Below are 21,114 nucleotides of genomic sequence, written 5' to 3' on the forward strand. Positions count from 1 at the left end.
CAGGGTTACGATCGAGTCACGCGCACCGCAGCGCCGACGTGAGAGGGAACGCATGCCAGAGAACGCCCCCCTGAGCCCGGTATCGATGGATGCCGAGAGGTTCGCCGCGCAGACGTCTGCGATCCTCGGCTCGATCGGCCAGGTCATCGACGGCAAGCCGGACGCGGTGCGCAGCGCTCTCGTCTGCCTCCTCGCCGAGGGGCATCTGCTCATCGAAGACGTTCCCGGGGTCGGCAAGACCATGCTGGCCAGGGCCCTCGCCGCGAGCGTGGATGCGACGGTGCGCCGCATCCAGTTCACGCCCGATCTGCTGCCCGGCGACGTCACGGGAGTGTCCGTCTACAACCCCGTGGATCGCGAGTTCGAGTTCAAGCGCGGCGCCGTGTTCGCGCACATCGTGATCGCCGACGAGATCAACCGCTCCTCCCCCAAGACGCAGTCCGCTCTGCTGGAGGCGATGGAGGAGGGCCAGGTCACGGTCGACGGCTCCACGCACCTGCTGCCCCAGCCGTTCCTGGTCGTCGCCACCCAGAACCCCCTGGAGATGGAAGGAACGTACGCCCTCCCCGAAGCACAGCGCGATCGGTTCATGATGCGCATCTCGATGGGGTACCCGGATGCCGCAGCCGAGGCGCTCATGCTGCGCCAGCGCGATGTCGTCAGCCCCCTCGCCGCCGTCTCGCCCGTCGCCGACGCGGCATCGATCGCCCAGCTCATCGCCTGGGCACGTTCGGTCCACGTGGCCCCCGCCCTGGAGGAGTACGCGGTCGCCCTCGCCCAGGCGACGCGCTCCGACCCGAACCTCCACCTCGGCGCGAGCCCTCGGGCCACCCTGCAGCTGGTCAGAGCCGCGAAGGTGTGGGCAGCCCTCGACGGGCGCGAGTACGTGATCCCCGACGACATCACCGCCCTGCTCATCCCGGTCCTCGCGCACCGCCTGCTCCCGGCGCGGGGCGCACATCGGGCCGGCGCACAGCCGGTCGAGTCCGCCCTCACCCAGATCGCCGAGCGGGTACGTGTCCCCGTGGCGACGCGTTCCTGACAGACCGCATCATGCGAAGACGTCGATCCCTCACCGGCCGCGGTGCCGGAGCGCTCGTCGCTGCGCTCGGCTGCATGATCGCCGCGAACCTGCTCGGCACGCGCATCCTGCTCTACATCGGCGTGCTGCTCGCGGCCGTCACCCTCTTCTCCCTCCTCGCGGTGCGGTTGCCGCGACGATCCGGCATCGTCACCCGCCAGATCTCGACCGATCTGCTGACCGTATCCGAGACGTCACGGGTGACCGTGCGGTTCTCGCTGCGCGCGATCCGCGTGCCGCGGGGGCTCTGGCATGACATGCTCCCCGATGCGGTCTCCGGAGACTCCGGCGGCGAATATCCCCCGGAGACCGGGCAGTTGAGCTACCTCATCACGGGTGTGCGCCGCGGCGTCTGGCCGCTCGGTCCGCTGATGCTGCGCACGGTCGACCCGTTCGGTCTGGCACAGCGCGAACAGGCGTTCGGAGAGACGAGAAGCGTGACGGTCGTCCCCGAGGTCTTCGTCCTGGCCCCGCTGGCCGTGCGGGTCGGAGCTGCCGGAGGGACTGCGCACACCTCGTCCACCCGGCTCGGGCAGGGCAGCGACAACCTCTCGCCACGCGGATACATCCCCGGCGACTCGATGCGCCGCATCCACTGGCGGGCGACCGCGCACCGAGGTCAGCTGATGGTGCGTCAGGAAGAGGAGGAGTCCAGCCCCGACGCGGTGGTCGTGCTCGACCGCAGCGAGCGCCGCTGGGAAGCACCGGGCGCCGAGGCCGACCCGGCCTTCGAAGCAGCCGTCTCGCTGTGCGCCTCTGCGGCCGTGCACCTCGCATCCGAGGGCTACAGCGTCGACGTGCTCGACAGCGCGGGATCCTTGCTCGGCGCGCTTCGCGGACACGAAGACGATCGTGACGGCCTGCTCGCCGCTCTCGCGATGGTCGCACCCCGAGGCGAGAGCCGCGACCTGATGGCACTCATCGGCGGTACCCCTCCCGGTCCGCTCGTCTACATCACCGGTCGCCTCGACGAAGAGGATGCTGCGCTGCTGCGTTCGGCCGGCGCCGCCGCCCCGATGCTGTTCAGCACCGAGCTGCTCCCCGGCGCCACCGAAGCCTCCGTCCGTCACGGATGGACCGTGTCACCGCTCGGGGACGACGTCTCCGCCGCGTGGGAAGATGCCGTCTCGGCCCGGATCGGAGTCGGCGATGTTCCGCGCTGAGCAGGCTCCGCCGAGCTCGACCGTCGCCGCTCGGCGACCGACCTTCTGGCACCGCGACCACGAGGATCCGGCCGGCGTGGTCGGCGCCGGCGCACTCGCGGCGACGGCGGCACTCACGGCGATGTGGCCGTTCACCTCGGTGATCGCTCCCGGCGCATGGTCCTTCACCGTGATCGCCGTGATCGTCGCCGTGGCGGGCACCGGGATGCTGACACGGAACCTGCTGCGGCGACGAGCGGCATGGGCGCAGGACCTCGCCACCTTCGCCGTGCAGATCGTCGTCGCCATCGCCATCGTGACGCTGTTGGTGGCCGGGGACACCGCCATCCTCGGGGTCATCCCGACCTCTGCGACGCTGACGCTGTTCGGGGTGCTCGCCGCCTCGGCCGTCGAGGCCGTCGTGTTCGGATCCGCACCGCTGGATGCCTCCCCCGGTCTCGCGGCCGTGATGGGGGTCGGCTTCGCGGTGGTCGCGATCCTCCTCGATCACCTCGTCGCGCATCGTTCGGCCGTGCTGGCCGTCCTGCTGACCGGCGTCATCGGCGCCGTGCCGATGATCGTCACACTCGGCGACACGAACGTGGTCTGGTTCGTGCTCTTCGGTGTGGTCGCATTGCTCTTGCTCCGCTATACCGCGCGCAGGCATCCGGAATCCCCACGCCGCTCGTCCACGTCGCTGGCCGTCGCGGTCGGCGCCGCCGCGCTGGCGACGACCGTGGCCATCACGCCGATGCTGCCCGTGACCGCGAGCCTCGCCGGCAACGGGGTCGGCGTCACGGTCGACGCCTCGCTGCGTCTCGGCGACGATCTGCGCCAGCCCAATCCGGTCGAGGTGCTCACGGTCGCGGCCAAGGGAGAGACCGCGCCGTATCTGCGTCTGACCACTCTCTCCCGCTTCGACGGTCGCGTCTGGCAGCCGGATGACGGCGACCTGCAGGCGCAGAACGACGGATTCGGTCCCCCGGAATGGGGCGAGGACATCGCGACGGAGGAGCAGAACACCTCCATCCGTGTGCTGCGGATGTCGAGTTCCTGGCTCCCCGTGCCCTATCCCGCCACCGCCGTGCAGGGACTCAGCAACGCCTGGAGGATCACGCCCGAGAACCGCACGCTCTACTCCCGCGGGGCCGACGCCGTCGGAAACGACTACACGGTCACGTCATCGAGACTCATCCCCACCCTCGAGCAGATCCGCGCGATCGATGCCGCGTCCCCTGTCGTGGATCCCGACGCAGAGCCGGTCGAGCTGCCCGGCATCATCAGCGAGCTCGCCGACGACGTGACCGCGGCGGCGAGCACCGACTACGACCGGCTCATCGCGCTGCAGAACTGGTTCCGTTCGCAGTTCGCCTACTCGCTGGAGACGCCTGTGGAAGAGGGCTTCGACGGAACCGGGGCGGAAGCGGTCGCGGAGTTCCTCGAGGCGCGGTCCGGATACTGCGTGCATTTCGCCGGAGCGTTCGCACTGATGGCGGAGAGCCTGGGCATGGAGGTGCGCATCGTCGTCGGCTACCTTCCCGGTTCGCTGACCGACGAGAAGCGCGGCAGCGAATCGGTGTTCTCGGTGACCAGCGATCGACTGCACTCCTGGCCAGAGGTGCTGTTCCCCGGCATCGGATGGGTTCCTTTCGAACCCACCGCGTCTCTGGGTGTGCCCACCGCCTTCCGCCCGGGAGTGACGCAGGGCGGAGGCTCAGGAAGCCCCTCGACACCGGCACCGACCACGGCACCGCAGGCCGAGCAGACCTCGGGTCCCGAGATCGATCGCAACGACGCCGGCGGCAACTCGGCCAGCGGCGACGCCCTGCGCCGCCTCGACCCGATGCCGGTCGTCTTCACGGCCCTCGGCATCGTCGTGCTGCTCCTGCTTCCCGCGCTGATCCGGCTCGTGGAACGCCGAGCGCGGCTGAACAGGGCGCGTCGAGGAGACCCGGCCGCCGCCTGGGCGGAGCTCCGAGACACCCTGATCGACCTGCAGATCCCCGTGTCCGACGCCGACACCCCCCGCACACGCGCTGCCGGTCTGGTGCGGCAGAACGACGTCGGCGTCGAGGCGATGCGACGCCTGACCGATGCGGTCGAACTCTCGAACTACGCCCGCTCCGGCGAAGCATCCGACGATCTCGCCGAGCCGTTGGGCGAGGTTCTCACGAGCCTGCGGAAGAGCGTCGATCGAGCCACGAGAGTGCGGGCGGCGCTGATCCCGCGTTCCCTCTACGCCCCGCGAGCCGCCGAGCCCGGCGTGACGATCTGACCCGTCGGGCGTCGCCGGCTCAGGCGGTTCCTCCTCACGCGGCGTGCGAGGTGCAGGGCACGGCGACGCACGCCTCGCACACCACGAACTGCGATCGGCACGACAGGTCGGGGCAGTTCGCGGTGCGCTTGGTCGCAGCCCCGCATCCGACGCATTCCCCGATGACCGCGGCATGGTCGGTGAAGTCGATGGAGCCCCGGCCGTCGAAGACGTAGAGCGAGCCGTCCCACAGGCCCTCGTCGCCGTACTTCTCGCCGTAGCGGACGATGCCGCCCTCGAGCTGATAGACCTCGCCGAACCCGCGGGCGGTCATCAGGCTCGACAGCACCTCGCAGCGGATACCGCCGGTGCAGTACGTGACCACGGGCTTGCCCTTGAGATCGTCGTAGACGCCTGAATCGAGGAGCTCGACGAAGTCTCTGGTCGTCTCGGTGTCGGGCACGACCGCACCGCGGAAGCGTCCGATCTGCGCTTCGAGTGCGTTCCTGCCGTCGAAGAACACCACCTCGTCGCCGCGCTCGTCGATCAGACCGTGCAGTTCCTCGGGGGTCAGGCGCGTGCCGCCGCCGACGACGCCGTTCTCGTCGACGCGGAGCTCGCCCGGTGCACCGAACGAGACGATCTCGTCGCGCACCTTCACGCTGAGCTTCGGAAAGTCGAGGCTGCGTCCTTCGGCGTCGACGCCGGTCCCCTCGCTCCACTTGATGTCGGCGTCGGCGAACGGACCGTACGAGCGGAACGAGCGCAGCCACTTCTTCAGCGCACCGATGTCACCACCGAGGGTGCCGTTGATTCCGTCCTTCGAGATCAGCAGACGCCCGCGCAGGCCGAGCGCCTCGCCGAGGTCACGCTGCCAGACGCGGATGGCGTCGGGGTCGGCGAGAGGGGTGAACGCGTAGAAGAGGACGATCTTGGGTGTTGCCACCTAGGGATCCTACGTCGTCGACCTCGACACCGATCCGCACGTCCACCGATCTCGCACCCGGCTTCTACTTCACATCGCGTTTCATGAACGAGACTCCCCCGACGAGGAGGGCCAGCGACACCCACCCCGTCGTCACTCCCACGGCCGGGGCACGGTCGAGACGGTCGTCCGGCATGATTCCCACGGCGGTGACGTCGATACCGACGGCCTCGAGCATCACGAGGGGCGGAAGGAAGGCGGCCACAGCACCGCAGAACACAGCGAGAAGCAAGGCCGCACTCATCGACATGGATGCGACGAAGAGCGCCACCAGATGCACCTGCACGACCACTCCCAGTCCGAGTCCCCACAGACCCGCGACCGCACCGAACGCCAGAGCGGAAGCGGTAGCAGACCACTCCACGGGAACGCCGCCCATCGTGACGATCAGCGCGATGTGGCCCCCGAAGACGCCGGCGAGGGCGACGACCGCTCCGCCGACGGCCGCGGCGGGCACCCTGGCGAGGAAGAGCGCCCACCGCGGCCCCATCGTCAGACGCTGGGCGATGACGCCGTCGCGCCGATCGATCGTGTAGCGGAAGGAACCGTACACGGCAGCGAGAACACCGCCATATGTCGCCATCACGACGCGGAACGGCCCGATGAACGCTGCGCGGGCCTCAACCGGCGCAGCCGCGAGGTCGGAGGGAACGCTCGTCGCCAAGGAGAGCGACATCACGAACGCCGCGGCGACCACTCCGAGCAGCACGACGTCGCCGGTGAAGCTGCGGGCCTGGACTCGGAGAGCCCGGCCGATCACGCGGCGCCTCGGCGCCCTCGGAACCAGGCGAGGGAGACCAGCCCGACGGTCCAGGCGAGTCCGATCGCGAGGGCAGGCGCGAACTCGAGCAGTCGATCCTGGTATCCGGGCACGCCCAGGGCGGCGATGGCCAATCCGGGCGAGAACCTCGCCACCTCCGGCGCCGTGCGCAGCAACGCGAACTCCACGACCATCGGAAGGACGAGGACGAGCGCCGCCGTCACGTAGTAGTTCCGCGTGATCCAACCGACGGCTCCGCCGATGAACGCACCGAGCACCACTCCGACCAGAGCGCCGGCGTACAGCTGCCATGCCCCCACTGTGAGGGCCAGTGTCAGCCCGTTCTGCAGCAGCACGACCGCCACACCCGCAGTCCAGAGAACGAAGATGCACACGCACAGGGAGACCGCGGCGAGCGCCCCCGCCACGAGCTTCCCCCCGAACGCGCGACGGAAACCCACTCCGGTCAGTGTTCTGTCCATCGAGGCGTAGTAGTACTCGCGAGTGACCGCATACGCACCCACGAATGCGGCGGAGATGACGCACCAGGCCAGCGGCTCCAGAAGACGAGAGGTCGCGACGCGTGGATCGACACCGGCGAAATCGAAACGGGACCCGTCGGAGAACAACACGAAGGCCGGCATGAGGAGGGCGACGAGGTAGACCGGCAGGACCGAGAGCCCACTGACCGCACGCAGGGCCTCGCTGCGGATCGCGTTCTTCATGCGGTCGTCCCTCCCACCAGATCGAAGTACTTGCTCTCGAGAGACTCGGCGTCGCTGGTGACGAGGTCGCTCAGCCGTCCGGCGAAGAGCACACGCCTCTTGATCACGACGACCTCGTCCACGACCTGCTCCAACTCCGCCAATTGGTGGCTGGCGACCAGCACGGTGCCACCGCGTCCGGCGAAGCTCCGGAGAAACCTTCGGAGCCACCGGATGCCATCGGGATCGAGCCCGTTGGCGGGCTCGTCGAGGATGAGTGTGCGAGGGGACCCGACGAGAGCAGTGGCCAGTCCGAGCCGCTGTGCCATGCCCGTCGAGAACGTCTTCACGCGACGATGCGCATCCGCAGCGAGGCCCACCTCCTCGAGCACCTCGTCGACGCGGCTGCGGGCCGCCCCGGCCGCCAGTCGGGAGATCTCCAGATGTCTTCTCGCGGAGATGCCCACCTCGAAGCCGAAGCCGTCCATGTGGACGCCGACGTGCGATGCGGGATCGTCGAGCGCGGAGAAGGGCATCCCGTCGACGATGCTGTCGCCGCTCGTCGGGGCGAGCAAGCCGACGATCGCTCGCAGCGTGGTCGACTTCCCCGCCCCGTTCGGGCCGAGAAGGCCGACGACCGACCCGCGTGGCACGACGAATGACAGATCCGCGACGGCGGTGCGATCACCGTACTTCTTCGTGAGTCCTCTGACCTCGATGGCGTGCTCAATCATGCTCATCCTTCTTCCTCTCTCTCGCTCTGAGGCGCCGACAGGGGGAGCATCACGCCCGTCGCCCAGAGCGTCTGCCACAGGTTTCCCCCGCCGATCTCGACGCGCGCCTGCCCGGTCGGAGGCAGCCCCCCGCTCTCCTCGGATACCTCCACGCCGGCGACGATCATCGCGGGGACCGAGACCCCGTCTGCCCGGACCGGGAAGAGAGCGTCGAGCGGCACCGTCGTCGATCGCGGTGGCTCCGCCCTGGTGGTCCCCTCGCCGACGTTCTCGTTCGCGAGGATGCCGTTGCTCATCAGGACGACGGGGGCGCCGTCCGGCACCTCCACATCGGCGTCCTCACCGGCATGAAGAAGCACCACACGGCCGTCGTATGCGGAGAAGCCGAACGTGGTCGTCAGCGGCACGGGGATGAGGAGACCGATGATCGAGATGCTCGCGATGAGTGCGGCACCGACGCCGGCGAACCGAAGCCGCGAGACGCCAGAACGAAGCACCCGCCGCAGAGCCCGTGCCAGCAGCACGATGCCGACCAGGATGACCATGGCTTCGAGCGCGACCACGAGCATGCCGAGGAGGGGTCCGCCCCCGGCGAGCGCTCGCGCGGTCCGGGCGACGGCGAACAGCACCAGCGCCACGGGGGCGGCGAGGCTGACGAGACCGAACGGGACGCTCCACCATCTGTCCAGGCGCCTGCCGTCGCGCCGTGCGCCGAACAGGAGGCGGGCCAGGAAGCTCGCGCCATCATCGATGGCTCGTCCCCGGAGATTCGGCTCATCGAGCGCGCTCATGAGCGCGATGTATCCATCGAATCGCACGAACGGGATCAGGTTCACGAGAACGATGGCGACGCAGGAGAGCGCGAGCAGCAACAGCGTCTGGCGGATGACCGGTTGAGGGAAGGCGAGCGCGGCGAGGAGGGCGACAGCGGCGGCAGCGGCGTGGACGGCGGGTCCTGCCAGGGCGATCGCCACGCGTTGACGGCGTTCCGGGAGACGCCAGCCATCGGTCACGTCCACGAAGAACGCGGGCGTGAGGTAGAAGAGCATGAAGCCCGCCCGGCGAGGCCTCCCGCCGAACCGGGTGAGCGTGAGTCCGTGGGCTGCTTCATGGAGCAGAGTCATGAGGGAGAGCGCGGCGACGAGAACGACGAGGCCCGTCAGCGGCACCGGCATGGTGAGGACGTTCAGCAGCTCTCTCGCCTGGAGGATGGCGGCCAGCAGCCCGAGGACCAGCAGAGCGGTGATCGATATCAGCACCACGCGGCGCGACATCGGGACGACCAGATGGTCGAGCCGGCGAAAGATGCCGGAGGCACGGAGCGTCGCGATCTGCAGCGTGAAAGGGGGCCGATAGGTCAGCCGTCCTGGGGGGAGCTTCGTGTCGCCTTCCAGGAGCCCGCTGGCGCGGAAACGCTGGGCGAGGCGCAGGAAGCCCTCCAACGACTCGGCTTCCGCGAAACGCCCGTGCAGATCCCTCAGTGCCGTCTCGCCGTTCATCGCTCTCAACAGGTCGACCACCGTCGGAGAGACGCGCGACGAAGGCACGCCGTGGACCACCGCGATCCATACCTCTTCCTCGGCCACTTCCTCGAAGGCGACGCCGGAAGAGAGCCGCGGGCAGGCGTCGGCGTCGAGCAGGGGCTCCGCGCGGGATCGCCGACGAGGGGAACTACTCGGATGCATCGTCATCCCCCGCTGCCGGCGACCCCGCCCACGACGTGGTGAGCAGGAGGATCTCCACTCCGCTGTCCGTACGAACGGGAGAGACGGCGGGCACCGCGAAGCCCGTGTCGACGAGTTCTCGCGCGAGGATCTGATGATCGAGCACGTGCAGGCGGCTCGTGAGCACCGTCACCTCTGCACCGGCGGTGATGTCGGCGACGCGGACCCAGTTGACGACACGCGCCGAACCGTCCTCTTCCATCTGCTGCGCGAAGAGGTAGGGCTCCTCCCCCTCGGGCCCGGGAACACCGATCTCCTGGTCTCTCGGAATCGCGAGGCTCTGCGCTGACGCGCCTCCCGCGACGGTGAAGGCGAACACTCCGCCCGCGGCGAGGTGACGGCGCACGGCCGCGTAGAGACGCGACCGCCCGTCACTGTCGAGCAGGGTGATGGATGTCGCACCGATGAGGACGAGTCCGTATCGGCGTCCCAGGGAGAAGTCGCGCATGTCCGCGACGACGCACTCCACCGTCGAATCCTCGGGCAAAGACCGCCGAAGATGCGAGAACATGTCGTCCGAGAGATCGATCGCGGTGACCTCTCTTCCCGATCTCACCAGTGGAACCGTCAATCTCCCGCCACCCGCGGCGATGTCGAGAATGGGTCCATCGGCCTTTCTCGCGAGCGTCAGCATCTCTCGGACCTCTGCACGGTCGGAACCGACCAGTCGCTCGTAGAAATCGGCGCCTTCTCCGGAGTACAGGTCCTGTTGCCGGGGAACGGCGCCCGCGACCTCGAGCCGCGCCGATATTGCTTCGGTGATCAAACCGGACATTCACACATCGCCTCTCAACGGGAGCGATGGGGTGCGGGCGTGCAACGTTCACCCGCACCCCATGGGTTAGGTTGCGATCGCTGCCGCGCCGCCGATGATGGCGATGATGTAACTCGCGTGCTCCCACCATTCCAACGGCGCGTCGATCTGTTCGAGTTCCATGAACTCCAGCGACGTCATCTGCAATCTGCACCTCCTTCCGTCGAGCTGTCGGACACCGCCCTAGGTCAGGGCGAGAATTCCGATGATGACTCCCACGGCGAATCCTCGGATGTAGTCGTCGGTGTCGTTCAGTGCCTCCATGGCTTCGAGTTCCGTGAACTCGAGCGTCGGCATCGTGGCGTTGCGCATCTTCACCTCCCTTCCACGTCGCAGTGCACGGCAGGGATCAGGTCGCCGCGGCTGCGCCGATCCCGATGAGGACCAGCGCACCTATCGCACCCTGGTAGAAGCTCTCCCAACTGGGGGCCTCCATCGTCTCCAGCTCCTGGAACCGGATACTGCTCTCGACTTTCTCGCCCATCTAATTCACCTCCTTCGAAACGGATATCGGAGGTCGGCGATCAGGGCCGACCAGCTCAGAACTCCACCGGGAGTCGCGGAGCACACCACGGAAGTCGTCTGCGACCAGGCCCGGGAGCATCGGGTGACGTCGTCCCCATGCGATCTCCGTGGCGACGGCGATGCGATCGATGTCGGCAGGCGTCGGACTCGGTGCACGCTCTATTCCCCAGCGCTCGATGAGGGCGGCGATGCCGACGGGCGGGTCGAGCGGTAACGCCATCCCGCCCGCGACGTTCGTCCAGAAGTCCTGGAGGCTCTCTCGATCTCCCCACCGTCCGTCTCCCGCGCAGATCCGGTGCCAGACCGCCGCGATGACCGCTGCCGTGGCGACGATCTTGCGAACCTCCAACACGAAGGCGATCTCGTTGGCCGCATACCAGTGGCGGGCGCTGTAGGGGTCCGGCCCCCGCAGTGCCGCACTGCGCTGGGTCGCCGCGCTCAGTCGAGCGAGGCGCAGCCTGCCCGCGTGCGAGTCGGAGTCTCGCGTGGCCGAGTCGAGGATCATCCTGCCGAGGACGACGGCATCGCGGTTCTGCCGCGCGCTTCTGCGTGGGCTCGTCGACGCACCCGCCACCCGCAGGAATGCTTCCAATGCTCCTTCTCGGACCGCGGCGTGCGTCAGCGTGGTCAGGGTGCAAGGATCGATGATCGCGTGCCGAGGTCTCAGGGCGAGCCCCACGATGAGCCGGTATCCGCTGTCGTTCCTGAGCACTCCGACGCTGTTCGTCTCCGACGAGGTGCCGAGCGTCGTCGGCACGGCGACGACGTCGACGGGCGGCAGCGCATGCGGCAAGAAGGTCAGCGCCGACCTCGACGCATGCCCGATGGCGAACTCGAACACCCGCCCCGGAGCGAGAGCGAGGGCCGCGATCTTGCCCGCGTCGAGAACGGTTCCCCCTCCGACCGCCACGATGACGCTCGGGGGCCGACGGACGATCTGCCGAGCCAGAGTGGCGACCGCCGCGACGTCGACGGAGGGCGCGTCGATCCGGATCACGGTGGTCCGATGCCCGGACGGAAGGGGGACCGCGACTGCGGAGTCCACGATCATGAGGGTCTCGCGGTCTGCCGTGAGGTTCTTCGTCATCCGACGGGCGGTCCCCTCCCCGTGCCACAGAGTGGGAAGCCGGCCGGCGAACTCCGCGGTCATCCTGACGCTCCCTGCGCCAGGCCCGCACGCACGGCCGCATCCACTTCGAGAAGCTCGTCCGCGCTGAATCCGTACGCCGGAATCAGCTCGATGGAGCTCGGACCCGGCTGCACGAGCACGCCGTTGTCCGCGATCGCCGCGACGGCACGAAGCACGTCGGGCCCGGAGAGCGGGCTCTCGTCCGCGTGGCGGAGCCCGAGCCCTATGAAGCACCCGCGTCCCGTGATCTCCTCGATCACACGGTCGGCCTGCCACCCTGCCGCGAGGCGAAGCAGGTCGATGCCCAGCGCCCGAGTGGTCGACTCCACGTCGATGCGATGCAGTTCTTCGATCACCGCGAGGATGGCCGCCCCGCACGCCGGCGTCCCCGCCTGAGTCTCGCCGTGGACGAACGTCCACCCGCCCCGCACGAACTCCGATGCGACCCGATCCCCCACCAGGAGCGCCGCCGCACCCATCGTCCCGTTCGTCAGCGCCTTCGAGAGGATGAGGACGTCCGGTGGCGCCGCCCATCCGTCGGTGGCGAACATCGTGCCGGTGCGGCCGAAGCCCGTCGCGACCTCATCGGCGACGATCAGGAATCCGTACTCCTCGCGCAGAGCCAGCAAGTGCTGGACGAAGGCATCGGACAACGCGTAGGCGCCACTGCCCAGCACGGGTTCGACGACGACCGACGCCACGCGCGAGCCCTCACGTTGCAGCAGCAGTTCGAGCTCCTCACCGTCGTCACTGTGCGACACATGCCGCACCGACCTGCGGTCGACCGCGTAGACGGACTGTAGGAGGTCTTCTCCGCTCAGGGCATGACTGCCGTATGCCGTGCCGTGATAGCTGCCCTTCAGACCGACGATCAGCGATCGGGATGCGAGCCCCTTCTGCGCCCAATACTGCCTGCCCAGCTTCATCGCGGCGTCGTTCGCCGCCCCGCCGGACGTCGAGAAGATCACCCGGCTGTAGCGGCCGGGGTCTGCGAGCTCGATCAGGGCATCGGCAGCGAGCTGCGCGTAGCGATGGGGCGCGCGGAACAGGGACAGATAGGAGGCGTCATGATTCGCCCGATTCACGGCTTCGACGACCGCCGGGTTGCCGAACCCGAGGGGGACGTTCCAGAGCCCGCTGGTCGCGCAGAGACGTACGGACCCATCAGCGAACTCGATACGGTTTCCGGTGGCTCCCACCGCGACGCGCTCCGGTGCGAAAGTCGCGTCGGCGGGGAGCATCGAGGTCCAGAGTGCATGTGAAGAGCTCACCCCTCGTCTCCCTTCGGCCGGTCGGTGAATCCGGCACGCCGGCCCACATGAACGTTGAGAACGTCGCGGGCTTCGAGGCACAGGGCGCGAGCGTGCGACAGCGATGTGCCCCGCAGGCGCGCCACGCGCTCGCAAGCGATCTCGGTCGAGCTCGAGGTCTGAATCGCGGCGATCGCCCGGGCCGTCGACGGCGTGAGCAGCTGGCGGCGCAGGGTCGCGGTGTCTGCGAGCACGAAGCCGTCGGCAGTCTCGAGCAGGAACGGCTCCGTGTTCAGCGGTTCGGCATCCGAGAGGGCGTCGTCGATCGGGAACCAGCCGAATCCCGAGATCCTGGCTGCGCCGTTCTCCAGGCGGAGCATCTTCATGAGGTCCGCGGCGTTGAGGTAGCGTCCGATCCAATCGCGGCTCGCCAGGTCGGCAGCGAACGTATCGCCCGACGCGACCCCTCCCAGCGCGGTCGCGCGGGGCCGGGGCACGTCGAGCACGGACGGCAGCTCGTCGACGGTGCCGATGACTCGGCCCTGCACGCCGATGCCGACGCTGCCGTCCGCACTCACCCTCAGTGCCCGCGGAGCCTCGATCTCTCCCGGGCCGTCCAGCGCGTTGCGGTCGGCGAGCAGCACTCGCGGGTCGATCAACGCCGACGGAAAGATCCCGGTCCGACGAGCGAGCTCGGCATCCTCGAGGAAGACCTGCCAGCTGGAAGCGTCGAAGAAGCGCACCGCTGTGGGCCCGATGATCTGGACGAAAGCGGCGGCGACATAGTCCTGGAGCTCGACACCGCGTTCGCCGAAGAACAGTTCGTCACCCGCATCGCGCAGTGCACCTCGGTAGCGCACCACGCTGCCGGGGCCGTCGTACGTGCCACTCTCCACCGGCAGGAGGATCGTGTCGTCGCGGCGAGCCACCTGCGCGACGTCGTCTGCCGGGGCTCCGCTCTCGAGGAGGAACACCCGAGAGTGCTCCGGCATCTGCCCCGTGATCCACTCACGGAGGGCCCTCACTCCGTCGAGTTCCGAGGCCTCCACCCGCCCGCCGTCGTTCATGACAGGCATTCTCGCCCGCTCGTGGTGAGATCGAGGCCCATCGCTGCGAACCTGACCTGGACCTCATTCACCATCGAGGCGACGCCGCTCGTCCCCCGGCCGAGTTCGGCGGCGAGCAGTGCCACCGCCGCCGACTCGTCCCCCGTGGCGATGAGGCATTCCGCCGCGCGCGCCGAATCCACGCCGAGTCGGGTCCGGCGCCGGCTCGGCGGGTCGACCAGCACCCACTCGTCGCCGTCGCCGGTCAGCAGATACGGGGCACTCGCGCAGACGACACCCGAAAGCGCGGCGAGTTCGTCGAGCGCTCGCACGAGGTGCCCGCCGAAACCGGAGATCGTGGGGCGACTCGGAACCCCATCCCCTTCACGCAGCAGCTCGATCGCGGCGAGGTAGCGCGCGAACCACGGCCGATCGTCGAGGTCGGCCTCGAGCACACCCCGGTCGACGATGCGCGCGAAGCCCCGCCCTCGACCTTCGCATTCTCTCGCGCGGACCTCGATCTCCTCCCGGCCGTCGCCCACGATGCCGAGCAGCAGCCCATCGGGCCCGTCCCGGTACTCGCCTTCCGCGGTGACGTGCACGCGCGCCAGCGCCTCTCCTTCACGGATGGGCCCGAGGAACGACGGCAGGGAGTCGAGGAGAACCGCGTTGCTCAGCAGCGCATCGATGAAGACACCCGAGTTCTTCGCCGTGTCGGCATCGCTCAGGAACGCCGCCACTCCCTCGGCGCTGTTCTGACGGATGAGGGTGGGCCCGGCGATCGAGAGGAGGGGGACCATGACGTACTCCCCGAGTCCGACGGCATGTGCGCCGTCGAACGTGATCTCGTCGCCGGGCTCGCGAAGGGAACCGTGGTAGACGACCACTCGCGGGTCGGTCCTCCGCGCAGAGCCTGCGGGAGCGAACACGACATCGTCGAGGCGGGTCTGACTCCGCACCGCCTCGACATGCTCTCCGGACTCGACGAAGAACACCGCACCTGCGCCGAGTGTCCGTCTTCCGCTGACGTACTGCTCGAAAGCCGTCGCGGTGCAGAGGCCGTCTCCCGACGTGATGATCGAACTCGCGTCCATGCTCTCCCTCTGGACGCCGCACCCCCAGCGAATGCCGTGCGTCCTCATATGAGGCTATACAGGTGACGGGTGACGTGCAATATTTCACATCGATGGACGTTCACCCGCGGTGCCGCCGGCCTGTCACGCCGCCCTCCCCGCATCGGATAGGATGGACAGGTTGTTCCTTGGTGACGTGTCCGAGCGGCCGAAGGAGCACGCTTGGAAAGCGTGTGTTGTGCAAGCAACCGCGGGTTCGAATCCCGCCGTCACCGCCAAAACGAAAGAGCCCCCGCGCCAGCGGGGGCTCTTTCGTCATTCTCGCGTGGGCTCTCGGCGATCAGCCGTCGAAGCGCACGCCGTAGATCTGTCCACCGGGATCCGCCGGAAGGCGCGTCATCCCGAGTCGTTCGTAGAAGGCAGCGGCCCCTGCGTTGTTCGGATCGATGCCCAGGTGCAGTCCGCGCACTCCGCGTCGGGTCAGCTCGGCGAACAGCGTCTGCATGAGTCGACGACCGAGCCCCTGGCCCTGCGTCTCCGGAAGCAGGTCGATGTGCAGATGCGCCGGGTAGTCGATCGCGTTCTGCTCGATGCCGGCGGCGCGGCTGTAGCCGTAGTCGATCATCCGGTCCTCTCGGGTGACGATCTCGGCCGGGCGAGGATGACGCTCCTCGAGCGTCGGCCACCATTCCTCGCGGAACCAGGCGTAGAAGGCGTCGGTGTCGTCGGTCGCGACGATGTAGCCGATCGTGCGCTCGTCGTCGCCCTCGACCACCCATGCGAGGTCGGGATGCCGCTCGGCGTACGGCACGGCGAAGAGGTCACCCCACAGCGAATCGTCGGAGAGGATGCCGGTCGCATCCGCCCCGGCGTCGGCCGTCTTCACGCAGATCTCATACAGTGCGGCACGATCGGTGGGGCGGTACGGACGGATGCGGGACAAGACGACTCCTCTGGAGGGAACGGGTCTTCTCAGCCTATCGGCGCCTCGACCACGGATTTCTTCTGCACCCATGGGAGCAGCCAGGCGGCGAGCACCAGCACCACGCCGGCGCCGACCAGGGCCCCGCCGAGAGTGTCACTGGCCCAGTGCACCGAGAGGAAGGTGCGAGAGAGTGCCATCGCGAGCACCCACGCCGCACCGATGACCGCGACCCAGACCCGCGGGAACAGCACCCAGAGCACGAGGGCGATCGTCGCCGCGTTCGCCGTGTGCCCGGAGGGGAACGAGCCGTAGTCACTCACCACGAGCATGTCGTCGGGCCGTGCCCGCCCGAAGAGCTGTTTGAGCAGTTGCACGCCTGCGGCACTCGCGGCGAAGCAGAGGGCGGCGAACAGGGCACCGCGCCACTGCCGTGCGAGCACGAGTGCCAGGATCGCCAGCAGCGGCACCCCGAGGATCGCGACCCACCCGCCGCCGATCCAGTTCAGGGCGAGGGCGAAGTCGACCATCCAGTCCGCACGGGCTCCCACGATCGTGTCGTTCCACCACCGATCGAACCCGGGAGTCGCCGGGTAGGCGAACACGACCACGGCGCCCAGAACCGTCGCGAGCGCGAGGAGGCCCACTCCCCACCACAACAGCATGCGCCTGTTCATCGTCCCATTCTGTCGGACGACACCTGAAGACTCAGGGAGCGAGCATCCCGACCGTGCGCGGACGCACGACGAACCACAGCGACAGGATGCCGATAGCGGCGCAGCCGACCATGACGGAGGCCATCGTGGTCGCGGTGATCCCGGCGTCGTGCGAGAGCCAGCCGACGACGGGCGAGATGAGCCCGGCGACGCCGAAGTTCGTCGCGCCGATGATCGACGCCGCTGTTCCCGCGGCCTTCCCGTGGCGGTCGAGCGCCAGCACCTGCACGTTGGGGAAGGTGAATCCACACGCGGTCATGAAGACGAACAGCGGGATCACCGTGCCCCACAGGCCGAGACCGAGCTGGTCGGTGACGATGATCGCGACGCCGGCGAGCAGCAGCACCGCGGTCGAGTAGGCCATGACCCACTGCGGCCCGAAGCGCGCGGCCAAACGGGATGCGGTCTGCACGCCGACGACGACGCCGAGCGAGTTCACCGCGAAGAGCAGACCGTACTGCTGCGCGTCGAGACCATGCGTCACCTGGAACAGGAAGGGCGACGCCGACAGGTACGAGAACAGGCCGGAGAACGTCATGCCGCCGATCACGAGCACGCCGAGGAACACCCGGTCCGAGAGCACCGAGCGGTACCGCTGCAGCATGGTGGCGCCGCCGCGATCCTGGCGACGGGCGACGGGCAGTGTCTCCGGGATGAACAGGATCGTCGACAGCAGCATCACCACGCCGTAAGCCGCGAGCACGCCGAAGATCCCACGCCAGGGCATGAGCGTGAGCAGCCACGAGCCGATCAGAGGCGCGATGACCGGAGCCACACCCGAGACGAGAGCGAGGCGGGAGAGCATCACGACCAGCCGACGCCCGCCGAACAGATCGCGCACGATGGCCATGGCCACCACGCCTCCGGCCGCGGCACCCACGCCCATGAGCACGCGGGCGGCGCTGAGCAGCCCGAGGTCCGGAGCGAAGGCGGCACCGACGCTCGCGAGCACGTGCAGGGCGGTGACGGCGATCAACGGCACGCGGCGACCGACCTTGTCACTGAGGGGCCCGACCACGAGCTGGCCGAGCGCGAACCCGATCATCGTTCCGGTCAGGGTCAGTTGGATCGCGGCGGCCGTGGTCTGGAAGTCCTGTTCCAGCACCGGGAACGCCGGGAGGTAGAGATCGATCGTGAACGGGCCGAGCGCCGTGAGAGCGCCGAGCAGGATGATGTACAGCGTGCGGCGGCCCAGGGAGATGGCGTCGCCCGGGTGCAGCATGATGGGCGCGGTCGCCGGATTGGCACCGAGGGTGCGGATCGCGCCGGTCGCTGTGGGGATGCGGATGCTCCCCGTCGCGGTGCGCTCGGGCTGCGGGATCTGCGGTTCATCGGCGGCGGACTCCCCCGCCTTCGCGACGGGGAGGGAATCAGTGCGGGGAGCGTCGGACACGACGTCCTTCCAGAGTTCAGGGGGTGCATCGGTCGAATCGATTCGACCAGGGGAAGCCCCCATGTTACCGCCGCCTGACCCTCATCCGCCCGCCGGGAGAGCACAGTCGCACCCTGCCGGCAGGCGGAGGTGCGTCTCTGATCCGGCACCTCTCGTGGGGTCAGCGCGAGATGCGGTGGAGTCCCTGCTCGAGATCGGCGATCAGGTCGCTCACGTCTTCGATCCCGACGGAGAGCCGCACGATGTTCTCGGGCACCGCGAGCTCGGTGCCGCGCACGGAGGCGTGCGTCATGTCCGGCGGGTATCCGATGAGCGACTCGACGCCGCCGAGAGACTCGGCGAGCTGGAACACCGAAGTGCTCTCGACGAACGCCCGCGCCGCGTCGGCGCCGGCGGCGAGGCCGAACGACAGCATCCCGCCGAAGCCGCTCATCTGCTTCGCGGCGATCTCATGGCCGGAGTGCGAGGCGAGTCCGGGGAAGTACACCTGCGCGAACTCCGGGCGCTCCTGCGCCCACTCGGCGATGGCCTGCGCGTTCTCGGAGTGCTGGCGCATCCGCAGTGCCAGGGTCTTGATGCCGCGGGTGGTCAGCCAGGCGTCCAGTGGCGCGGAGACGGCACCGACCGCGAACTGCTGGAACTTCACCTGATCGAAGAACCGATCATCGCCGAACACGACCGCGCCACCGAGCACATCCGAGTGCCCGCCGAGGTACTTCGTCGTGGAGTGCACCACCAGGTCGGCGCCGAGCGCGAGCGGCTGCTGCAGTGCCGGAGAGGCGAAGGTGTTGTCGACGACCACGATCAGACCGGCCGCATGAGCGATCTCGGCGATCAGCGCGATGTCCACGATCTTCAGCAGCGGGTTGCTGGGGGTCTCGAGCCACACGATCTTCGTCTCGGGACGGATCGCCGCGCGCAGCGCATCGACATCCGAGAGCTCGACCGTCGTGGTCTCGATGCCCCACGGTGCGAGGACCCGGGTGAGCAGCCGGTAGGTGCCGCCGTACACGTCGTTGCCGAGCAGGATGTGGTCACCGGGCTTCAGGATGCCGCGCAGCAACGCATCCTCCGCCGCGAGCCCCGAGGCGAACGAGAGCGCGCTCGATCCCCCTTCGAGGGCAGCGAGCTGTGTCTCGAGCGAGGAACGCGTGGGGTTGCCCGCACGGTTGTACTCGTAGCCCGAACGCAGACCGCCGACGCTGTCCTGCACGTGCGTGGAGGACTGATAGATCGGCGGGATGATCGCGCCCGTGACGGGATCGGGCGCTTGTCCTGCGTGGATGGCTCGGGTGGCGAAGGCGTGATCGGACATGTGTCTCAGCCTACGTCCGCCTCTGCGGGGACGGCCTCCTGGTTACGCCCCGGGTCGGCGGCGCTCGCAGCTCCCTCAGCGCGACAGATAGGCCAGCAGGTCCTGACGCGTCAGCACCGTGTGCGGCTTGCCGTCTGCGGTGACCAGCAGCGCGTCGGCATCGGCGAGGGCGGCCTTGGCCTGGGCGACGGAGGTGTGGATGCCGACGAGCGGAAGTCTCTCCCCCACGTGCGCACCGACGGCGTCTGTCGCGTTCGCCTCACCGCGGAACAACAGGTCGAGCAACCCCTTCTCGTCGACCGTGCCGACGACCTCGCCCATCATGACCGGCGGTTCGGCACTGAGTACGACCAGTTGCGAGACGTCGTACTCGGTCATCATGCCGATCGCCTCGAGCACCGTGTCGGTCGGGTGGGCGTGCACCAGGTCGGGAATACCTGCGCCCTGCCGCGACGGACGAGCCGCGAGCACGTCGGCGACGGTCTCCCCGTCCTCCAGCTCGCTGAACCCGTAGGAGCGCATCCATCCGTCGTTGAAGATCTTGCCCAGGTAGCCGCGTCCGCCGTCGGGCAGCAGCACGACCATCACCGCATCCGCCGGCAGGTCCCGCGCGACGCGCAGTGCCCCCACCACGGCCATCCCGCTCGATCCGCCGACGAGGATTCCCTCCTCGCGGGCGAGGCGGCGGGTCATCGCGAAGGATTCGGCATCGCCGACCGCCACGATCTCGTGCGGCACCGTCGGGTCGTAGGCACCCGGCCAGATGTCCTCCCCCACCCCCTCGACGAGGTACGGACGACCGGTGCCGCCGCTGTAGACGCTGCCCTCGGGGTCGACGCCGACGATCCGCACCCGGCCTTCCGAGACCTCGCGCAGGTACCGCCCGGTGCCCGTGATCGTGCCGCCCGTCCCCACCCCTGCCACGAAATGCGTGACCTCACCATCGGTGTCGCGCCAGATCTCGGGCCCGGTGGTCTCGTAGTGGCTGCGTGGACCGTTCGGGTTCTCGTACTGGTTCGGCTTGAAGGCTCCCGGAATCTCGCGGGTCAACCGGTCGCTCACGCTGTAGTACGACTCCGGGCTGTCGGGAGCGACCGATGTGGGCGTCACCACGACCTCGGCGCCGTACGCCCGCAGCACGTCGATCTTGTCTTCGCCGACTTTGTCCGGCAGCACGAACACGCACTTGTAGCCCCGCTGCTGGGCGACGAGGGCCAGGCCGACACCGGTGTTGCCGCTGGTGGGTTCGACGATCGTCCCCCCGGGCTTCAGATCACCGGATGCCTCGGCGGCGTCGATGATCCGCGCGGCGATGCGATCCTTCGACGACCCCCCGGGGTTCAGGTACTCGAGCTTCACGAGAACCGTGCACGCTACGCCCTCGGTGACGTGCTGCAGCTTCACGAGGGGTGTGTCGCCGACGAGGTCGACGATCGAGTCTGCGTACTTCATGACTTCAGGGTAGACGCGCGGATGCCGCGACCGGGGCTGTGTTTCACCCCGACCGCGGCATCCGTTCGCCTGAAGGCCACTGAGTCTTCCGAAGC

At 68.7% G+C, this 21,114-nt stretch carries 21 protein-coding genes and 1 tRNA gene; 4 read left to right on the forward strand and 18 right to left on the reverse strand.

What is annotated here, in order from left to right:
• The first annotated feature begins 52 nt into the window (after positions 1 to 52).
• Genes ACIQLD_RS07105 through ACIQLD_RS07115 form a run of 3 tightly spaced genes read left to right on the forward strand, consistent with a single transcriptional unit; the run spans position 53 to position 4,498 of the window.
• The gene (locus ACIQLD_RS07105) at positions 53 to 1,042 is read left to right on the forward strand and encodes an AAA family ATPase (protein ID WP_402606672.1); all 990 of its coding nucleotides are present in this window, start codon (positions 53 to 55) and stop codon (positions 1,040 to 1,042) included.
• Positions 1,043 to 1,053: 11 nt separating this feature from the next.
• On the forward strand, positions 1,054 to 2,244 hold the full coding sequence (locus tag ACIQLD_RS07110) for a DUF58 domain-containing protein (protein ID WP_402606675.1): 1,191 nt from the start codon (positions 1,054 to 1,056) through the stop codon (positions 2,242 to 2,244).
• Positions 2,231 to 4,498: a DUF3488 and transglutaminase-like domain-containing protein gene (locus tag ACIQLD_RS07115; RefSeq protein ID WP_402606677.1), complete on the forward strand. Its 2,268-nt coding sequence runs from the start codon at positions 2,231 to 2,233 to the stop codon at positions 4,496 to 4,498. The genes ACIQLD_RS07110 and ACIQLD_RS07115 overlap by 14 nt, the downstream gene beginning before the upstream one ends.
• A 34-nt stretch (positions 4,499 to 4,532) precedes the next feature.
• Here the strand turns inward: ACIQLD_RS07115 and ACIQLD_RS07120 are convergent, their stop codons facing one another.
• The 13 genes from ACIQLD_RS07120 to mpaB (ACIQLD_RS07180) form a co-directional block, all read right to left on the reverse strand.
• Entirely contained in the window at positions 4,533 to 5,423 is an 891-nt protein-coding gene (locus ACIQLD_RS07120; protein WP_402606679.1) for a rhodanese-related sulfurtransferase, read from the reverse strand.
• Between the two features lie 64 nt (positions 5,424 to 5,487).
• On the reverse strand, positions 5,488 to 6,222 hold the full coding sequence (locus tag ACIQLD_RS07125; protein WP_402606682.1) for a hypothetical protein: 735 nt from the start codon (positions 6,220 to 6,222) through the stop codon (positions 5,488 to 5,490).
• Complete coding sequence (locus ACIQLD_RS07130; RefSeq protein WP_402606684.1) at positions 6,219 to 6,947, reverse strand: ABC transporter permease; 729 nt, start codon at positions 6,945 to 6,947, stop codon at positions 6,219 to 6,221. Before ACIQLD_RS07130 ends, ACIQLD_RS07125 begins: the two co-directional genes overlap by 4 nt.
• Positions 6,944 to 7,660, reverse strand: coding sequence for an ATP-binding cassette domain-containing protein (locus ACIQLD_RS07135; RefSeq protein WP_402606686.1), 717 nt, complete (start codon positions 7,658 to 7,660; stop codon positions 6,944 to 6,946). The genes ACIQLD_RS07130 and ACIQLD_RS07135 overlap by 4 nt, the downstream gene beginning before the upstream one ends.
• A gap of 2 nt (positions 7,661 to 7,662) precedes the next feature.
• The gene (gene mpaP, locus ACIQLD_RS07140) at positions 7,663 to 9,345 is read right to left on the reverse strand and encodes a daptide biosynthesis intramembrane metalloprotease (protein WP_402606688.1); all 1,683 of its coding nucleotides are present in this window, start codon (positions 9,343 to 9,345) and stop codon (positions 7,663 to 7,665) included.
• Positions 9,332 to 10,159, reverse strand: a complete 828-nt coding sequence (gene mpaM / locus ACIQLD_RS07145) for a daptide-type RiPP biosynthesis methyltransferase (RefSeq protein ID WP_402606690.1) — start codon at positions 10,157 to 10,159, stop codon at positions 9,332 to 9,334. The genes mpaP and mpaM overlap by 14 nt, the downstream gene beginning before the upstream one ends.
• 66 nt (positions 10,160 to 10,225) lie before the next feature.
• Positions 10,226 to 10,339 carry an MpaA3 family daptide-type RiPP gene (mpaA3, locus tag ACIQLD_RS07150; RefSeq protein WP_402606692.1) on the reverse strand — a complete coding sequence of 38 codons (114 nt, stop codon included), beginning with the start codon at positions 10,337 to 10,339 and terminating at the stop codon, positions 10,226 to 10,228.
• A gap of 42 nt (positions 10,340 to 10,381) precedes the next feature.
• Positions 10,382 to 10,510, reverse strand: coding sequence for an MpaA2 family daptide-type RiPP (gene mpaA2, locus ACIQLD_RS07155; RefSeq protein ID WP_402606694.1), 129 nt, complete (start codon positions 10,508 to 10,510; stop codon positions 10,382 to 10,384).
• A gap of 37 nt (positions 10,511 to 10,547) precedes the next feature.
• Positions 10,548 to 10,682 carry an MpaA1 family daptide-type RiPP gene (gene mpaA1, locus ACIQLD_RS07160; RefSeq protein ID WP_021199159.1) on the reverse strand — a complete coding sequence of 45 codons (135 nt, stop codon included), beginning with the start codon at positions 10,680 to 10,682 and terminating at the stop codon, positions 10,548 to 10,550.
• Positions 10,683 to 11,873 carry a daptide-type RiPP biosynthesis dehydogenase gene (mpaC, locus tag ACIQLD_RS07165; protein ID WP_402606697.1) on the reverse strand — a complete coding sequence of 397 codons (1,191 nt, stop codon included), beginning with the start codon at positions 11,871 to 11,873 and terminating at the stop codon, positions 10,683 to 10,685. It abuts the gene before it with no gap.
• On the reverse strand, positions 11,870 to 13,123 hold the full coding sequence (gene mpaD / locus ACIQLD_RS07170; protein ID WP_402606700.1) for a daptide-type RiPP biosynthesis aminotransferase: 1,254 nt from the start codon (positions 13,121 to 13,123) through the stop codon (positions 11,870 to 11,872). Before mpaD ends, mpaC begins: the two co-directional genes overlap by 4 nt.
• Positions 13,120 to 14,169, reverse strand: coding sequence for a daptide biosynthesis RiPP recognition protein (gene mpaB / locus ACIQLD_RS07175; protein ID WP_402606703.1), 1,050 nt, complete (start codon positions 14,167 to 14,169; stop codon positions 13,120 to 13,122). Before mpaB (ACIQLD_RS07175) ends, mpaD begins: the two co-directional genes overlap by 4 nt.
• Complete coding sequence (gene mpaB, locus ACIQLD_RS07180; protein WP_402606706.1) at positions 14,166 to 15,242, reverse strand: daptide biosynthesis RiPP recognition protein; 1,077 nt, start codon at positions 15,240 to 15,242, stop codon at positions 14,166 to 14,168. Before mpaB (ACIQLD_RS07180) ends, mpaB (ACIQLD_RS07175) begins: the two co-directional genes overlap by 4 nt.
• A gap of 169 nt (positions 15,243 to 15,411) precedes the next feature.
• Between mpaB (ACIQLD_RS07180) and ACIQLD_RS07185 the strand changes: the two genes are divergently transcribed.
• Positions 15,412 to 15,499: transfer RNA gene (locus tag ACIQLD_RS07185), tRNA-Ser, on the forward strand.
• A gap of 62 nt (positions 15,500 to 15,561) precedes the next feature.
• Here the strand turns inward: ACIQLD_RS07185 and ACIQLD_RS07190 are convergent.
• From ACIQLD_RS07190 to ACIQLD_RS07210, 5 genes are all read right to left on the reverse strand, one after another.
• Positions 15,562 to 16,164 carry a GNAT family N-acetyltransferase gene (locus ACIQLD_RS07190; RefSeq protein ID WP_402606709.1) on the reverse strand — a complete coding sequence of 201 codons (603 nt, stop codon included), beginning with the start codon at positions 16,162 to 16,164 and terminating at the stop codon, positions 15,562 to 15,564.
• 29 nt (positions 16,165 to 16,193) lie between these two features.
• Positions 16,194 to 16,820, reverse strand: coding sequence for a phosphatase PAP2 family protein (locus ACIQLD_RS07195; protein ID WP_402606712.1), 627 nt, complete (start codon positions 16,818 to 16,820; stop codon positions 16,194 to 16,196).
• 31 nt (positions 16,821 to 16,851) lie between these two features.
• Complete coding sequence (locus ACIQLD_RS07200; RefSeq protein WP_402606715.1) at positions 16,852 to 18,252, reverse strand: multidrug effflux MFS transporter; 1,401 nt, start codon at positions 18,250 to 18,252, stop codon at positions 16,852 to 16,854.
• 160 nt (positions 18,253 to 18,412) lie between these two features.
• Positions 18,413 to 19,567, reverse strand: a complete 1,155-nt coding sequence (locus tag ACIQLD_RS07205) for a cystathionine gamma-synthase (RefSeq protein ID WP_402606718.1) — start codon at positions 19,565 to 19,567, stop codon at positions 18,413 to 18,415.
• A gap of 75 nt (positions 19,568 to 19,642) precedes the next feature.
• A complete protein-coding gene (locus tag ACIQLD_RS07210) occupies positions 19,643 to 21,019 on the reverse strand; it encodes a cystathionine beta-synthase (RefSeq protein ID WP_402606721.1) in 1,377 nt (458 codons plus the stop codon).
• Positions 21,020 to 21,114 lie beyond the last annotated feature (95 nt).

It is taken from the genome of Microbacterium sp. NPDC091662, assembly GCF_044756705.1.
Taxonomy (GTDB): Bacteria; Actinomycetota; Actinomycetes; order Actinomycetales; family Microbacteriaceae; genus Microbacterium.

Excerpts from the sequence above, each read along its gene's own strand:
- ACIQLD_RS07110 (WP_402606675.1), top strand. The coding sequence starts at position 1,054 with ATGCGAAGACGTCGATCCCTCACCGGCCGCGGTGCCGGAGCGCTCGTC.
- mpaC (WP_402606697.1), bottom strand. The coding sequence starts at position 11,873 with ATGACCGCGGAGTTCGCCGGCCGGCTTCCCACTCTGTGGCACGGGGAG.
- mpaA3 (WP_402606692.1), bottom strand. The coding sequence starts at position 10,339 with ATGACGTCGCTGGAGTTCATGGAACTCGAACAGATCGACGCGCCGTTG.
- ACIQLD_RS07205 (WP_402606718.1), bottom strand. The coding sequence starts at position 19,567 with ATGTCCGATCACGCCTTCGCCACCCGAGCCATCCACGCAGGACAAGCG.
- ACIQLD_RS07105 (WP_402606672.1), top strand. The coding sequence starts at position 53 with ATGCCAGAGAACGCCCCCCTGAGCCCGGTATCGATGGATGCCGAGAGG.
- ACIQLD_RS07115 (WP_402606677.1), top strand. The coding sequence starts at position 2,231 with ATGTTCCGCGCTGAGCAGGCTCCGCCGAGCTCGACCGTCGCCGCTCGG.
- ACIQLD_RS07195 (WP_402606712.1), bottom strand. The coding sequence starts at position 16,820 with ATGAACAGGCGCATGCTGTTGTGGTGGGGAGTGGGCCTCCTCGCGCTC.
- ACIQLD_RS07135 (WP_402606686.1), bottom strand. The coding sequence starts at position 7,660 with ATGATTGAGCACGCCATCGAGGTCAGAGGACTCACGAAGAAGTACGGT.
- mpaB (WP_402606703.1), bottom strand. The coding sequence starts at position 14,169 with ATGAACGACGGCGGGCGGGTGGAGGCCTCGGAACTCGACGGAGTGAGG.
- ACIQLD_RS07130 (WP_402606684.1), bottom strand. The coding sequence starts at position 6,947 with ATGAAGAACGCGATCCGCAGCGAGGCCCTGCGTGCGGTCAGTGGGCTC.
- mpaA2 (WP_402606694.1), bottom strand. The coding sequence starts at position 10,510 with ATGCGCAACGCCACGATGCCGACGCTCGAGTTCACGGAACTCGAAGCC.
- mpaA1 (WP_021199159.1), bottom strand. The coding sequence starts at position 10,682 with ATGGGCGAGAAAGTCGAGAGCAGTATCCGGTTCCAGGAGCTGGAGACG.
- mpaB (WP_402606706.1), bottom strand. The coding sequence starts at position 15,242 with ATGGACGCGAGTTCGATCATCACGTCGGGAGACGGCCTCTGCACCGCG.
- ACIQLD_RS07210 (WP_402606721.1), bottom strand. The coding sequence starts at position 21,019 with ATGAAGTACGCAGACTCGATCGTCGACCTCGTCGGCGACACACCCCTC.
- mpaM (WP_402606690.1), bottom strand. The coding sequence starts at position 10,159 with ATGTCCGGTTTGATCACCGAAGCAATATCGGCGCGGCTCGAGGTCGCG.
- mpaP (WP_402606688.1), bottom strand. The coding sequence starts at position 9,345 with ATGCATCCGAGTAGTTCCCCTCGTCGGCGATCCCGCGCGGAGCCCCTG.